Source organism: Desulfurobacterium crinifex (assembly GCF_054656775.1).
The window spans coordinates 1,223,721-1,238,367 of the sequence record NZ_BAAHXO010000004.1 but is presented as its reverse complement, the minus strand read 5'-3'; the positions used below and the strand labels follow the sequence as shown (position 1 = coordinate 1,238,367).

Here is a 14,647-nt window from a genome sequence, read left to right as displayed (position 1 = left end):
AGGAGAACTATGCGTCTGATCTTAACTGTGTTTGCATTTATTATAACCTTTATGTTTTCAAACAGCTTTTCTGCAGAACTCTCTATCTCTGCCGCAATGGGAACAAGGGAGCTCGTTTCTGAAATTGGAAACAGATTTGAAAAGCAGACAGGTAACAGAGTAATTTTCAATTTCTCATCCTCTGGAAAGCTTGCTAAACAGATAGAATCTGGAGCTCCAGCTGATGTTTACATCTCCGCTTCAAAGTTCTGGATGGACTACTTAGTCAAAAAAGGAGTTGTAGATAAGGAAAGTGCTTTACCTTTTGCCAAGACAAAGTTAGTTCTTGTTGTTCCTAAGAATTCAAAAGTAACCTCCTTAGAAAAAGCAGAGAAGATAGCTGTAGGTGACAAACTTGCTCCTGTCGGTAAGTATGCTCTGGAAACTTTAAAAAACCTCGGTCTTTACGAAAAAGTTAAAGAAAGATTAGTGTTTGCACCAACTGTAAGGCAAATAACAATCTGGGTTATAACAGGAAATGCAGATGCAGGAATTATTTACTACTCTGACTATTTGAAATTTAAAGATAAGTTGAGACTCATAGAAGTCTTCCCAGAGAGTTCACACAGGCCAATAATGTTCTACGTGGGTTTAGTTAATTCTTCACAGAAAAAGAACCTTGCTAAAGAGTTCGAAGAATTCCTGCTTTCTCAAGATGGAAAAGAGTTTGAAAAATTTGGTTTCTTTAAAGTCAATGAGGGTAAGTAAATGATGGATCCTCAAGCTCTTTTTTCGATAAAACTCTCGCTGAAAGTTGCAACTCTCTCTTCTCTTCTTGTTTTCCTCTTCGGCCTCCCCGTTTCTTACTTTCTTGCAACAAGGAGCTTTCCACTTAAAAATCTAATTGATGCTCTTGTTACTCTTCCCCTCGTCTTTCCACCGACAGTTACAGGCTATCTACTCCTTCTCATTCTTGGAAAAAACGGCGTTATCGGTGCTTTTCTCTACAAACTCTTTCATACAGGTATTGTTTTCACCTGGTATGGGGCTGTTGTCGCTGCTTCTGTTGCTGCTTTTCCAATTTTTGTCAAAAGTTCAAGGGCAGCAATTGAAGCTGTTGATAGAAATCTTATAAAGGTTTCCTATACTCTTGGAAAGGGCGAGCTCCAGACCTTTTTCAGAATCGTTCTTCCGCTTGCAAAGAAGGGTATTGTTGCAGCACTTATTCTCTCTTTTGCAAGAGCTCTTGGAGAGTTCGGAGCAACACTTATGCTCGCAGGGAACATTCCTTTCAAGACAAATACGATTCCCCTCGAAATATACAGTGCCGTTTCAGGAGGAGATTTCCAGAAAGCCAACATTTTGACTGCAATTACAGCTGTAATTTCCATTGCAATTATCTACCTGATAAACAGGCTGACCCAGGGAGAGAAGAGATGGTAGTTTTCACTGAAAGTGAAATTGATAGACTTGTTGAGGATGATGTCCCTTACTTTGATTTAACAACCTTCGTTCTTGGAATTGGAAATAAAAAGGGAGAGATAACTTACTCTTCAAGACACGAAACGGTAGTTTGCGGAACTGAGGAGTGTAGGAGAATACTCGAAAAGTTTGGGGCAAAAGTTCTTGAGTCTGTTCCCAGCGGAACGTTAGTTTCGGCAGGTGAGGTTTTACTAAAGGCAAGAGGGAAAGCTGAAATACTTCACAAAGTCTGGAAAGTCACGCAAAACATTTTGGAGTACGCATCGGGAATAGCTACCAGAACTAAAAATTTGGTTGACCTTGCCAAAAGTGTTAATCCTGATGTGGAAGTTGTTACAACGAGAAAAACTTTTCCTCTTTCCAAGAAAATTTGTATAAAAGGAATTCTTGCTGGAGGAGCTTTCCCTCACCGATTAGGACTTTCTGAAACCATACTGATTTTTGAGCAGCATTTAAAGTTCTTTGGTGGTCTAAAGAATTTCCTGAAGGAGCTACCTTCTATAAAGAAGAAAGTTCCAGAGAAAAAAATTACAGTAGAAGTAAACTCAGTGGAAGAGGCTTTTAAGGCTCTGGAAGCTGGAGTTGATGTGGTTCAGCTTGATAAGTTCTCGGTAGAAGATGTCAGGAGAGTTGTAGAGTTTAAAAGGGAGAATGTACCTTTTGCAAAAGTGGCTGCCGCTGGTGGCATAAATGAACAAAACATCAAACTCTATGCTTCTACCGGAGTTGATATCGTGGTTTTAACCTCTGCCTATTTCGGAAAACCTGCAGATATTAAGGTAAGGATAGAGCCATGTTAACTGTCTCTGTTAGGAAAAACCTAAAAGATTTCTCCTTAGATGTAGATTTTCATTCTAAAGCTAAAATAGCTGCCCTTTTTGCTCCTTCCGGTTCTGGTAAGAGCCTTACCCTTCAGACTATTGCTGGACTTATGAAGCCAGACGGAGGAAGGATAGAAGTTAATGGAGAAGTCTTCTTTGACTCTGAAAAAGGAATCAATCTTTCTCCTCAGCAGAGAAAAGTAGGATACCTCTTCCAGGATTATGCTCTCTTTCCACATATGACAGTTATAGATAACATCCGCTACGGTAGTAAAGATGAAGAACTTATAGAGAGGCTGCTAAGGATTCTTGAAATAGACTCAATCAAGAATAAGTACCCTTCTGAGATCTCTGGTGGTCAGAAGCAGAGAGTCGCTCTGGCGCGAGCTCTTGCAACAAAACCAAAAATCCTTCTTCTTGATGAACCTTTTTCCGCTCTCCATAAAAGCCTACGCCTCTCTCTTTATAGAGAAATAAAAGAAATCCAGAAGATTTTTGAAATACCGATTGTCCTTGTAAGCCATGACATAGATGAGGTCTTTGAGTTAGCAGATTTCATGGTAGTAATGGATGAAGGAAAGGTTGTTCAGTTGGGGAAACCTTTTGATGTCTTTATGAATCCGAAAAATGAAAAAATTGCAAGGCTTTTGGGTCACAGAAGTTTTCTCAAAGGAAGAGTCCAGAAGTTAGAAAAAAGTTATGTTTCTGTAGAAACACAAGAAGGCTTTGTTTTCAAGTGTAAAAAGAACCCAGATTTGAAAGTAGGAGATAGAGTCATAGTATCTGTCCTTCCTTTTTCACTTGCTTTAAATCCAACTGTTGAATCTACAAGGGTTATAGCACTTGTTAAAAAGATTATTTCTGGGAGAGAAATTACAAAAGTTGTTATAGACCTTGGAGAAGAGGTCGAGCTGTCTGTTCCATCTTCACTTTCTCCAAACTTTATAATAGAAGAGGGAAGAACAGCAACTTTCTACCTTTGCGCAGATTTCATGCCAGTTATTAAGGAGGACTTATGAAAAGGAAAGTAAGAGTAGAAGATGCAGTTGGAATGGTTTTAGTTCACGACATTACGGAAGTTGACCTTGACAGAAACTTTAAGGGAAGGGTTTTCAAAAAGGGACACATAATAAAGGAAGAAGACGTTGAAAAGCTAAAAAAGCTTGGAAAGGACTTTATCTACGTTTTAGAGCTTTCAGAAGATGAAATTCACGAAAACGATGCAGCAATTCTCCTTGCAGATGCTTTAATGGGAGAGAATACCTACAGGGATGAGGAACCTGTAGAGGGGAAATTAAACATTTATTCAAAAGTTTTTGGTGTTGTAAAGATTGATGTTGAAAAGCTTACAGCTTTCAACATGGTTGGAGAACCTTCATGTCCGACTATCCACACAAATATGTACGTAAAAGAGGGTGATAAGATTGCATCTGTCAGGATAATCTCTCTTGTAGCAAAGAGAGAGGAAATAGAAAGGGCAGTTGAGATCGTTAAAGGTGGAATAATTAGAGTAGTTCCTTTTGAGGAGAAAAAAGCAGGAATAATCATAACCGGTAACGAGGTTTATTACGGAAGGATAGAGGAAAAGTTCTACGATAGGTTAAAGCCAAAGCTGGAATTTTTCAAGACTAAGGTTGAGGAAAAAGTAATCCTTCCAGACGACAGAGAAGCAATCAGGAAAAAAATAGAGGAATTTGCAGAAAAGTATGACATTGTTGTTTTAACCGGTGGAACTTCTGTAGATCCAGACGACGTAACCTATAAAGCTGTAAAAGACGCTGGAGTTGATAACTTCATAAGGGGAAACCCTATTCAACCTGGGAATATGCTCAGCATGGGATGGCTTAACGGAAAACCGATTATTGCCGTTCCAGCAGCCGCACTCTTTTTCAAAGCAACCTCTTTTGATATCTGGCTTCCAAGGCTTTTAATTGGTGATGTAATAACAAAAGGGGAAGTTGCTGCAAAAGCCCACGGAGGTCTATGTCACAACTGTCCAGTCTGTGTATTCCCAATCTGTCCATTTGGAAGACCATAAAAGGAGTGGAAACTTGAAGGTAAAAAGAGAGGAAGCAAAGAGAATAATAATTGAGAACAGTCAAGAAAAGTTTTTTGAAGTTGTAACCCTTGAAAAAGCCTATGGTAGGGTTCTTGCTGAAGATGTTCATTCTCCTATTGACATTCCGGATGAAGATAAATCTGCCATTGATGGATACGCCTTTAACTCAGAGTCTGTTACGGAGCTCCCAGCCAAACTCAAAATTATGGGTGAGACTGCTGCCGGTGATATTGATAGGAAAAAGGTAGAGATTGGCGAAGCTGTTTTTGTCATGACAGGAGGAATCATACCCCAAGGAGCAGATGCAGCAGTAAGGATTGAAGATGTAAAAGTTGAAGATGGATATGTAATTATTGATTTTCCTGTAAAGAGAGGCACTCTTGTAAACTTCCAGGGAAGTGAACTAAAAAAGGGTGAACTTATCCTTGAAAAGGGAGTAAGGCTTGACTACAGGAAAGTTGGACTCCTTGCAAACATTGGAATTTACAGAGTAAAAGTCTTTCAAAAGCCTGTAGTCGGCATTGTCACCACTGGTAACGAAGTACTGGAACCCTATCAGGAGTACAGAAAGGGGTCTGTCAGGAATTCCAATTACTACATACTTAGAGGGCTGCTTGAAAATGAAGGGGCTGACGTAGTCTACTTTGGCATTGTTGAGGACAAGCCTGAACTTATGCTGAAAACCTTTAATAGAGCTCTTTCTTCTGTTGATATTCTAATTACAACAGGGGGAGTTTCAAAAGGCAAGTACGACTTTGTTAAGGATGTTGTAAAGGAGCTGGGATTTGATGTTAAGTTCACCATGACAAACATAAGACCAGGCAGACCTCTTGTGTTTGGAGTTAAAGAGAATAAGCTTTTCTTTGGACTCCCTGGTTATCCTTCTGCAATGGTTGTAAATGCCCTTGAGTTTCTAATTCCTGCAATCAGGAAGATTGGTGGAATAAAGTCTTTCGAGAACCGTTATCTGACTGGTATAGCTTCTGAGCAGCTCAAATCAAGAGATGGTAGAGTGGATTTTGTGAGGGTTAACCTCTACTCTGACGGGGGAGTGTTGAAAGTTAAAAACGCTGGAAGTCAACAAACTTCAAATTTCACATCTATGGCTCTATGCGAAGCTCTTGCTGTGATAGATGAAAATCGTGGAACAGTAAAAGAGGGAGAAGAGGTTAGGGTATTGTTACTTCAGTAATCAAATTTACTATGATAAAATAGAGTTATGTGGAGACTAACCTAAAATAAGGAATTATGCATTTTTTTTAAAACTTGACAACGGATTTTGATTTATTGTAATATACCAATACAGCTTTCAAGAGAGGGATAAAACGTGGGGATAAACAAGTGGGCACTCACGTTGGGACTGGGGATGGGAGTGGTAGCCTCCCAGGCAATGGCTGCGATTTCAGTCCCGGGGTATGAAGGAGAAATAAAAACGCAAATAGAGTTTCGGGAAGACGTCAGGGATAGAGATTCTATTCCCTTTGACACATATCTAAAACTTGATATCCGTGACCTGAAAGGTAACTCAGATCTTCACTTCTACGGTAAACTCTGGAAGGATCTGGGCTACGGCACCGACTGGGATGCAAATATTTATCAGATTTATGTCGATGTTCCTTTGAATAACAAGAACAGTAGATTAAAAGTAGGTAGGCAGTTCATCTCTGAAGGTTTTGAAACCTACATTGCAGATGCGATAAAGTACGAGCAAAGATTTAAAAACGGATTCAGGTATACGTTTTACCTTGGTAAACCCAGATTCTTTGAGCCAAACACAAGAGATGGTGACGATTTCTTAACTGGGTTTAAGTTTGACTACAAAGGATATTTCTTCGGTTTTGAACACCTTAGAGATGATGGAAATGTTAAAAAGAGCTCTTTTGTTGTTGGTAACTACAAATATCTAACGAGAGAGTTTGCCTACTATACCCGTCTGGAAGTTGATACTGCCCACGGAGAACTTACAGATTTTAATCTTGGTTTCAACTACTTCCCGACCAGAAAGTTAAGAATCAACCTTGAAGCTGAGTACCTCGATCCTTCCTATACCTATGACTCTTCTGAGCTGGAAAATCCTATCTTTTCTCTTTTCTCCTCTGGAAGACAACTAAGGTTTGAACAAAGTGTTTACTACGACATCTCAAAGAAGTGGCAGTTCTTTGAAAGCTATACGTTCTCGGATCTTCAGAGAAGAGAGGGTTTAAAAGACAATGGTCACCTTGCAAAAGTAGGTCTTGTCAGAGATACCTGGTTTGAAAACGGTTTAAGAGTCTATGGAGCTCTTACATATCAAAATAGCTGGATTGGAATCTCAAGGGGATTTGAGCTCGGCTTTACAAAGTGGGTGAACTCAAAGCTAACCCTCTCAGGAACTGCCGATGTTGCTCGCTACAACAAAACCACTTATGGAGAACAGTGGGCTAACGCTTTTTACCTGAAGGGAATCTATCAGGTTACAGACTTTTCCAATTTTGAGCTCGGAGTTGAAAATAGGATAAATGAAGATTTTGATAGGGATACAAGGGTGATTCTTCGTTACAACTACCTTTTCTTTGGTGGAAAAGATAAGAGCAAAGAGGAAAGGAAATGAGGAAGTTACTTTTAATAGCAATTTTATCTATTGCCGCTGTTTATCTCTCTTCTTGTGAGAAGGGCAAAAGTATAGACTACAAGAAGGAGCTTGGAGCTACAGCTAAATTCCATCATATTGACCATAAGGCTTTTATAGACAAAAATGGCTGTATTCCATGTCACAAAATGAATGTTGAAATGACATGGGCAGATATAGAGGCTGCAGAAAAAGGTTCAAAGAGTGTAATAATGCCTTCAAAAATCACCTGTCACTACTGTCACAACAATCCTGATAACTCTCCAGCTCCAGATGCTCCAACAAAGTGTTATATCTGCCACTTTAACATGAAAGAGATAGAACCTGCTGATCATAAAACTGGAAACTGGCTAAAAACTCATAAGTTCGCCTACGAGGGAGAACCCAAAAGGTGTGATGAATGCCATAGACAGCAATTCTGTATAGACTGCCACTCCAGAAGGGATGTGATTCAACACTACGTTCATCCGAGGAACTATGAGTACACACACAGCATAGAAGCTGCTGCCGATCCTGGAAAGTGTAGCAGATGTCATCAAATAGGATTCTGTATGGAATGTCATACAAAGGGGACTTGGGCAAGATGAGGAAGGCTATACTGATCCTTAGTTTAGTATTCGGTTTGAGTGGTAGTGTAATTGCTTCTGAGTGTGGAGGAAAAGGGTACACTGGACTGGACAATCAATACTGTTTCCAGTGCCACTCTGGATGCCCCACTCTCCATCCTGTAGATGAGATAGAGGTAAAAGAGACTGAGTGCATAAGAATTCCTTCGGGATTTCCTCTTAAAGACAGCAGAATGGTCTGCACTACTTGCCACGATATGACTTCAAGCAACAAGGACTTTTTGAGATCAAAGAAACCTTTGAGAAAGAGGTTTGATTTCTGTTTTGAGTGCCACAATTCCGAGTGCTACAAGAAGTTCAACCCTCATGAAACCATCGCTTCAAAGCTTCCTGAGAAGAAGAAACTTAAAGCTTGTATTTACTGCCATGGTGTGGGAGCAAAACTTGAAGCCTATAAAGCTTGTGTTGGTTGTCATACAAAAACTCCTCATGTTGGAGCTCCAGAACACCTTTTTGCTCCAAAAGAGAAAGTAGAGAAACTCGTTAAGGATAAAAAAGAAATATTTGACATTACGACAATGAAAGATCTGCATCCAAAACTTGATGAGAAAATACTCAAAGAAAGAAACCCCAGAGTCATTCTTGTAAACGGAAAAATTGAGTGTATTACATGCCATAATCCGCATCCCCAGATCGCCATTCCTGCGCCACCTCAGGATAAAGAGTGGACAGCAGTAGAGAAACAAGATCTGAAGTATAAACTTAGAAGACTCTATGAGAACTTGAATAGATTTGAGCTTAAATCAGAAAGTGTAAAGCTTATGAGTGGAAGTTTAAAGGGTGGCAAGCTCTGTCAGGTCTGCCACTCCATCAACTCGCTTAAGTAGGGGGTAGAGAGTGAGAGCTTTCATATTAGGAATAGCAGGAGCTTTAGCAATTTCAGGAACTGCTTTAGCAACGGGGATGAGTGATGATGGATGTCTTGTCTGTCATAGACTAAAAGGTCTCTCCGTTGTGGATAAAGATAATAAGATAAAAGATTGCAGTATTAAAGAAGCTCTGTATGCCCATTCAATCCACAGAAACATTGGGTGTACAGAGTGTCACGATAAGATAGAGCAGTATCCTCACAAGGCTGAAAATGTTGCTGCAAACTGTGCCAACAAGTGTCATGTTGTTGATCCTTCAACAAAGAAAGCATTTTCTCACGAGGACGTTTTCAAGACCTGGAAGGAAAGCGTCCATGGTAAAAACTATGAGAAAGCTCCTGATATCTACCCTTACTGTAGTTACTGTCACTCAAACGATCTTCTCATTGATGTGAAGAAATTTGAGACTATTGAAGGTAGTTTTAGCAGATGTTCAGTCTGTCACCAAAACAAAAACTGGATATCTGACAGACTTGCCCACGTTGCAAGCAGACAGGATATTCCTTTAATAAAAAACGGCTTTGTTCACCAGTTTACTAAAACAAGAAGGGACGGATGGGAAATTGTTGAACTCTGTGCAAGCTGTCACGAAAATGAAAAGAAAATGGAAAAAGCTTTAGAAATAGAAGGAATTCACGACAAGTACGAGAAAGAACACGTTTTAACTGCTGTTGAGTCTTTCAAGGTAACAATGCACTCAAAGATGCTTTACCTCGATAGAAATGATACAAGGGCTGCAGACTGTCTTGATTGTCATACCAATAAAGATGGAAACTTCCATGACATCTTTCATAAGAGTGATCCGAGATCTTCTATAAACGTTAAGAACATTGAACTTACCTGTGGAAGATCTACAGAGTGTCACCCACTTGCTCCAGCTAAGAACATGAAAAACTTTGCAACAACAAAGTGGGTTCACATGCATCCGATTCCAGATTCTCTCGGCCAGAAAATAGTGAAAATCATAGAAGAATTCATGTTCTGGCTTACAACTGGAACACTTCTCTTTGCGGTAACAATCGTTGGTCTTGACCTTCTTAAAAACCTGAGGAGGAAACACTAATGGGCTTGTGGGAAGCTTTCAAGAGAAGATTCAGAGTTAGACCAGAACAGGATAAACTTCTCATCGTTGATGGTGAGAAGATAATGATACAGAAGTTTACTTTGTTTCAGAGACTTCTCCACGTAGGAATTTTCTCAACCTTTATCTGGCAGATAATAACTGGTTACCCACTGAAGTTCTACGATACAGAGTGGGCTCAGCCTCTTATCTCTCTCCTCGGTGGAATCCCGGGAGAGATGACAATCCATAGGATTTCCGGTTTCATAATGTTCTCTGACTTCCTCCTCACTGTTCTCTATCTGATATTGATACTCATCGCTAACTGGGATCTGGCAAAGAAAGACTTCTTCGGTTCATTCAAAATCGTTCCAGGACCAACCGATGTTACCTTTGTTCATTACATAAAGTACCTCCTCGGATTTAGGAAGGTTCCACCAGACTGGGATGAGTACATCTGGGTTGATAAGTTTGACTTCTGGGCGGTCGGTTGGGGTATGCTTGCCATCGGTATTACTGGATGGATGCTCTGGCTTCCTGAGGTGTTTACAGGTTACTTGGGATTACCTCCGGAAACAATCCAGATTGCATACCTCATGCACTCCGATGAAGCTGTCCTTGCCCTTGGTTGGATTGCTTTAGTTCACATGTATATGGTTCACTACGGACCAAACAAGTTTCCAATGGACTGGATCTGGCTCTCTGGAACTGCGTCCGAGGTTGAATGGATAGAAGAAAGACCAAGAAGTTACAGGAGAATAATTAAGGCTGTTGCTGAGAATGAACCTCATCTTCTCGAAAAGTATCCGTTCCTCAGAGAACGTTATGAGTTTGTTCTTGAAGTAGAGAAACTGCCTGAAGAGGAGATGATAGAAAAAATGCATGAGTATGCTCACCATCTCCTTGAGAAGGAAGTTGAAGGGAGGAGTGCATAATGAAGAGATATCTGATAGCGGCTTTACTTATATCGACAGTTGCAATTGCAGCTGAGAATCCTCTCCTTTCTGCTCCAGATACTGATGCTGGAAAGTGGGCTGAAAAGCTTAAAGAGTTTGAGAAACCTGAAATGCCATCTGCAGAAGAATATCCAAAGCCTTTCCACTCTCCAAACAGCTATGAATATCAAATGAATGATGTCTGCTCTACCTGTCATACATTTGCTGCTCACAAAAAAGACGAAAAGTATGCCCCTTTCTATAATGCCCATGGAACGTTTATGAGCTGTAACGTTTGTCACTTTGTAAAAGAAGGTGTTACTTACAAATGGGCAGAAATTAAAGATGGAAAAGTTGTCCTATTGGAAGATGGTGATTTCTACGGTTTGAAGTACATTCAGTCTGGTGACAGAGTTTTTCTTTCTGGAGAAGACAATCCAGCGAAAATTGTGCCAGTCTATAACGGAGCTCCTGTTGAACTTCCTTTGAAAGGTAATGAGAATCTTCAGAAGAATGATAAAGCTGTTGCCAGTATGCATAATGCTTTGTCAAAAGAAGCGCTGAAGTGTGATGATTGCCACACGAAAGACGGAAAAATGGATTTTGAAGCTCTTGGCTTTAGTCCGGAAAGAGTGAAAGACCTTGAAGAGAACGAAGTTGTGAAAGGTCTGAAAGAGTATGAAACTATTCATTTCCCTAAATTTATCTGGTAGGGGTAGAGAGGAATGAGATCTTTAATGATTTTTCTTGTGTTGTTTTTGTCAGTAGTTTCATCATTTGCCGGGGAGATTAAAGGAAACTGGAAGTTTCCTTCAGATATTGCTGTTGATAATGGAAAACTTTATGTTGTTGACGGTCTAAATAATCGAATAGCCATCTATGACCTGTACGGCAGACACATCTCAGATATAAAGATTGACTCACCTTTTGGCATTTACGTTGAAGATGGCCTCCTCTATGTAACAAGTCAAAAAGGTGTAATCTACGTTTTGGATGAGTTTGGGAACCCTGAGAAGAAACTCCAGATTGAAGGCAGACCATTAGACGTAGTAAAGGTTGGAGACAAGCTTTTTGTTACAAATGGAAAAACCAATACAGTAGATGTTTACTCAGTAGATGGAAAACTTCTCGAAAAGATAGGTGGAAAAGGAACAGCCCCTGGTTATTTTGTGGGGCCATTCATGATGGATAGGTCAAAGAAACTCATTTACGTCGTTGATACTGTCAATGCAAGAATCCAGGAATTTGAAGAAAACGGCAAGTTTGTTAGGGCCTTTGGAGTCTTTGGAATAGAAGAAGGGGATTTGTTCAGACCGAAAGGAGTAGCTTACTGTAACGGTGATTTAGTTGTTACTGATGGTATAACAGGTGCTGTTCAGCTTTTTAATGTTCACGGTGGTTTTAAGAGTGTTGTTACTAAAGGACTTTACTATCCAACAGCAGTGGCCTGTTATGGCAATGAAGTTTTTGTTCTGGAGCCTCTTAAGAACAGAGTTTCTACATTTAGAATCCAAGGGGTTAAATAATGAGGAAAACCTTAGCTGTTTTGTTGACCATTCTTATCATACCTTCGGTTTCTGAAGCAAAGCTAAAGAAGAGTATGAAGAAAGAGTGTCTTGTGTGTCACGAAAACTGGCTCTTAGAAGCTAAGGTTAAATCACCATTACTCCTTAACAGAGAATCCTTTGGTGCTGCCAATAGATTAATGTGTCTTTCCTGTCACGATGGTTCTCTTGCAGACGATAGAGAAACATTTCTCGGGTTTAAACACTTTTCTCATCCTGTAGATAGAGAAGTTCCGGAAGACTTTAAAATGCCAAAAGGTTTTCCAACAAAGGATGGAAAGCTCTACTGTGGTACCTGTCATACCCCTCACACAGAAACCGGAAGTGAGAAAAAACTTGACTATACCTTTATGAGAAAACCAAACGTCAATTCTGCCCTCTGTATTGAATGTCATAAGGAAAACTCAAAACATGGAATGAACCATCCTATATTAGAAGATACTGAGGACAAATTAAAAGTTGAATTTGCTTTGAAAATAGAAAAACTTGGCGGAAGAGTTACTGAAAACAAAGAAGTTCAGTGTGAATCCTGCCACTCTCCCCACAAAGGAAAAGCTGAAAAAGCTTTGATTGAATCGGTAAGTAGGTCTCAACTCTGTGTAGTCTGTCATATAGATAACGTTAATTCAAAAGAGCATCCAAACTTCAGGAACCACCCAATTCACAAGAAGTTTCCAGAAGATGCTAAACTTACCTTCTTTGAGGAGAAAAAGGCTATTACATCCTCCGTTGAATGTATGACCTGTCATAAAGTTCACAAGGAAGAGAACAAACATCTTGTTGTTGCTAAGGAAGAAAAGCTCTGTTCTCTCTGTCACATTCAGGAAGCAAAAGTCAACCTAACGGATCACAATATTAATGGAAAATCCTGTAAAAGCTGTCACACACCTCACAAAGCAAAGGGCAGAAAGCTCTGGAACAGATCAATTCCTGAAAACGCATTCGACTATGCATCTCTCATAAACGCTAAAGGAAAAGATGACATTCTCTGCCTTTCTTGTCACTATACAGGAAATGTTATAGCTGGTAAGGAAGTAGAAACGGTTGGAACTCTCACCCATCCAACAGGCAAGAAAGTCAAGGAAAAGGTAAAACTTCCTCTACCAGGAAGTACTCTTAGCTGTACAACCTGTCATGATCCACACCACGCTTATAGTAACAGAAAAGAAGGTAAATTCCTCAGAAAAGAAAAAATGGAGCTCTGTTACGACTGTCATAAAGAGCAGGCTGATGTTAGGAAAGGTCCTCACGGCAAAGTAGATGAAAAGAAGTGGAAAGTTGGAGATTGTGCAGCTTGTCACAACATTCACAACGCAAAAGGTGGTTATCTCTCAAGAGTTGTGTATGGCGAGATATCTCCAATGGAACCACCAGTTGATGGCTTCTGTCTTGCATGTCATGATCCAGAGGGAATGGCAGAACATAAGATCAAACAATCTGTCTTTAATGAGCACCCTGTGGGTGTTAAGAATCCAACAGATAAACTTCCTGGAAATAGAGTTTCCTGTGCTACATGTCACGATCCTCACACTCACAAAAAGGAACTTCTCAGAATACCTGTTAAAGGAAATTCTGAGCTTTGTCTTACATGCCACATTGACCAAAGCCTCAAAGGAACTCCTCACAATCTTCTTGCTGATAAAGACATCAAGCTTTCAGATAAAGAGAGAAAAGAGCTCTTTAAGAAAGGATCATGCTCTGCCTGCCATACTCCTCACAACCCAGAGTACAAAGTTCTCTGGAGCAAGAAACCTGGTAAGGGTAAGACGATCAACGAAAAGATGTGTAACTCCTGTCACGCCAAGGGTGGCATAGCTGAGGAAAAAGGAGTTGGAGAGCATACTCATCCAATGGGTGAGAAGACAACTTCACCTGAAGATCTTAAGATGATTGCAAATTCGAGATTACCTCTGATCAATCAGATGACAGGCCATCCAGCCAAGAAAGGCGAGAAGGGGTTGATGGACTGTGCTACCTGTCACGATCCACACAACGGTGCGGATAGAAAGAGACTCATCAGATACACACTTGAAGGAGACAGTGCTCTCTGTACAGCCTGCCATACGGCTCAGGCGAAAGTTATAGGTACAGACCACGATATGAGAGTGGTCAAGAAGAACTTCAAGAACGCTCTCGGTAAGGATGTCCTCAAAGACGGAGTCTGCTCCGCATGCCACGTTCCACATAGAGCAAAGGATGATCTTCTCTGGGCAATAGATGTGAAGCATGTTACAGATAATAGACTTTCTAACTACTGTCTCACCTGTCACTCCGAAAGTGGAATTGGAAAAGAGAAAGTTATTAAGTACTACTTCCATCCATCAGAAGATGTTGTTGTCAAGAACTTTGATAGACCTGGAAGAAAAGGTGATTGGCCTGTCTTTACAAAAGACGGCAAGAAGGTTCACTCTGGTGGTGAGATTGTCTGTGAAACCTGCCACGATCCACACGTCTGGAGCAGATGGACAGACAAAGTTCCTGGAAAACCACTTGAAGGAACTGTTATCAATAGTTTCCTGAGAAACAGAAACCTCAAAGGAAGTATCTGTGTGGATTGTCATGGTCTTGATGCGCTCTACAGATATAAATTCTTCCATGATAAGAGAGCCCATCAGGAAAAACCATCTTACAAGTAATGGAGGT

At 40.3% G+C, this 14,647-nt stretch carries 14 protein-coding genes; all 14 read left to right on the top strand.

Going from position 1 to position 14,647, the window contains the following annotated elements; all coding sequences use genetic code 11:
* Positions 1-9 precede the first annotated feature (9 nt).
* The 14 genes from modA to ACYQ3A_RS08340 all read left to right on the top strand — a co-directional run bounded on the left by modA (position 10) and on the right by ACYQ3A_RS08340 (position 14,640).
* Complete coding sequence (modA, locus tag ACYQ3A_RS08405; RefSeq protein ID WP_459896850.1) at positions 10-747, top strand: molybdate ABC transporter substrate-binding protein; 738 nt, start codon at positions 10-12, stop codon at positions 745-747.
* A gap of 3 nt (positions 748-750) precedes the next feature.
* Entirely contained in the window at positions 751-1,422 is a 672-nt protein-coding gene (gene modB / locus ACYQ3A_RS08400; RefSeq protein ID WP_459897446.1) for a molybdate ABC transporter permease subunit, read from the top strand.
* Entirely contained in the window at positions 1,416-2,261 is an 846-nt protein-coding gene (modD, locus tag ACYQ3A_RS08395; protein WP_459896848.1) for a ModD protein, read from the top strand. The genes modB and modD overlap by 7 nt, the downstream gene beginning before the upstream one ends.
* On the top strand, positions 2,255-3,301 hold the full coding sequence (locus ACYQ3A_RS08390; protein WP_459896847.1) for an ABC transporter ATP-binding protein: 1,047 nt from the start codon (positions 2,255-2,257) through the stop codon (positions 3,299-3,301). Before modD ends, ACYQ3A_RS08390 begins: the two co-directional genes overlap by 7 nt.
* Entirely contained in the window at positions 3,298-4,320 is a 1,023-nt protein-coding gene (locus ACYQ3A_RS08385; RefSeq protein WP_459896845.1) for a molybdopterin-binding protein, read from the top strand. Before ACYQ3A_RS08390 ends, ACYQ3A_RS08385 begins: the two co-directional genes overlap by 4 nt.
* A gap of 13 nt (positions 4,321-4,333) precedes the next feature.
* The gene (locus ACYQ3A_RS08380; RefSeq protein ID WP_459896844.1) at positions 4,334-5,533 is read left to right on the top strand and encodes a molybdopterin molybdotransferase MoeA; all 1,200 of its coding nucleotides are present in this window, start codon (positions 4,334-4,336) and stop codon (positions 5,531-5,533) included.
* Positions 5,534-5,707: 174 nt separating this feature from the next.
* Positions 5,708-6,931, top strand: coding sequence for a hypothetical protein (locus ACYQ3A_RS08375; protein WP_459896842.1), 1,224 nt, complete (start codon positions 5,708-5,710; stop codon positions 6,929-6,931).
* The gene (locus ACYQ3A_RS08370; protein ID WP_459896840.1) at positions 6,928-7,536 is read left to right on the top strand and encodes a hypothetical protein; all 609 of its coding nucleotides are present in this window, start codon (positions 6,928-6,930) and stop codon (positions 7,534-7,536) included. Before ACYQ3A_RS08375 ends, ACYQ3A_RS08370 begins: the two co-directional genes overlap by 4 nt.
* Entirely contained in the window at positions 7,533-8,402 is an 870-nt protein-coding gene (locus tag ACYQ3A_RS08365; protein WP_459896838.1) for a cytochrome c3 family protein, read from the top strand. The genes ACYQ3A_RS08370 and ACYQ3A_RS08365 overlap by 4 nt, the downstream gene beginning before the upstream one ends.
* A 10-nt stretch (positions 8,403-8,412) precedes the next feature.
* Positions 8,413-9,507 (top strand): hypothetical protein, encoded by a 1,095-nt coding sequence (locus ACYQ3A_RS08360; protein WP_459896837.1) that lies wholly within the window; start codon positions 8,413-8,415, stop codon positions 9,505-9,507.
* Positions 9,507-10,439, top strand: coding sequence for a formate dehydrogenase subunit gamma (locus tag ACYQ3A_RS08355; protein ID WP_459896836.1), 933 nt, complete (start codon positions 9,507-9,509; stop codon positions 10,437-10,439). Before ACYQ3A_RS08360 ends, ACYQ3A_RS08355 begins: the two co-directional genes overlap by 1 nt.
* The gene (locus ACYQ3A_RS08350; protein WP_459896835.1) at positions 10,439-11,152 is read left to right on the top strand and encodes a hypothetical protein; all 714 of its coding nucleotides are present in this window, start codon (positions 10,439-10,441) and stop codon (positions 11,150-11,152) included. Before ACYQ3A_RS08355 ends, ACYQ3A_RS08350 begins: the two co-directional genes overlap by 1 nt.
* 12 nt (positions 11,153-11,164) lie before the next feature.
* Positions 11,165-11,965, top strand: coding sequence for an NHL repeat-containing protein (locus ACYQ3A_RS08345; protein ID WP_459896834.1), 801 nt, complete (start codon positions 11,165-11,167; stop codon positions 11,963-11,965).
* Complete coding sequence (locus ACYQ3A_RS08340) at positions 11,965-14,640, top strand: cytochrome c3 family protein (protein ID WP_459896832.1); 2,676 nt, start codon at positions 11,965-11,967, stop codon at positions 14,638-14,640. Before ACYQ3A_RS08345 ends, ACYQ3A_RS08340 begins: the two co-directional genes overlap by 1 nt.
* Positions 14,641-14,647 lie beyond the last annotated feature (7 nt).

Coding starts and splice junctions, on each gene's coding strand:
- ACYQ3A_RS08345 (WP_459896834.1), top strand. CDS start 11,165: ATGAGATCTTTAATGATTTTTCTTGTGTTGTTTTTGTCAGTAGTTTCA.
- ACYQ3A_RS08355 (WP_459896836.1), top strand. CDS start 9,507: ATGGGCTTGTGGGAAGCTTTCAAGAGAAGATTCAGAGTTAGACCAGAA.
- ACYQ3A_RS08385 (WP_459896845.1), top strand. CDS start 3,298: ATGAAAAGGAAAGTAAGAGTAGAAGATGCAGTTGGAATGGTTTTAGTT.
- ACYQ3A_RS08340 (WP_459896832.1), top strand. CDS start 11,965: ATGAGGAAAACCTTAGCTGTTTTGTTGACCATTCTTATCATACCTTCG.
- ACYQ3A_RS08370 (WP_459896840.1), top strand. CDS start 6,928: ATGAGGAAGTTACTTTTAATAGCAATTTTATCTATTGCCGCTGTTTAT.
- ACYQ3A_RS08390 (WP_459896847.1), top strand. CDS start 2,255: ATGTTAACTGTCTCTGTTAGGAAAAACCTAAAAGATTTCTCCTTAGAT.
- ACYQ3A_RS08365 (WP_459896838.1), top strand. CDS start 7,533: ATGAGGAAGGCTATACTGATCCTTAGTTTAGTATTCGGTTTGAGTGGT.
- modA (WP_459896850.1), top strand. CDS start 10: ATGCGTCTGATCTTAACTGTGTTTGCATTTATTATAACCTTTATGTTT.
- modD (WP_459896848.1), top strand. CDS start 1,416: ATGGTAGTTTTCACTGAAAGTGAAATTGATAGACTTGTTGAGGATGAT.
- ACYQ3A_RS08350 (WP_459896835.1), top strand. CDS start 10,439: ATGAAGAGATATCTGATAGCGGCTTTACTTATATCGACAGTTGCAATT.
- ACYQ3A_RS08375 (WP_459896842.1), top strand. CDS start 5,708: ATGGGAGTGGTAGCCTCCCAGGCAATGGCTGCGATTTCAGTCCCGGGG.
- modB (WP_459897446.1), top strand. CDS start 751: ATGGATCCTCAAGCTCTTTTTTCGATAAAACTCTCGCTGAAAGTTGCA.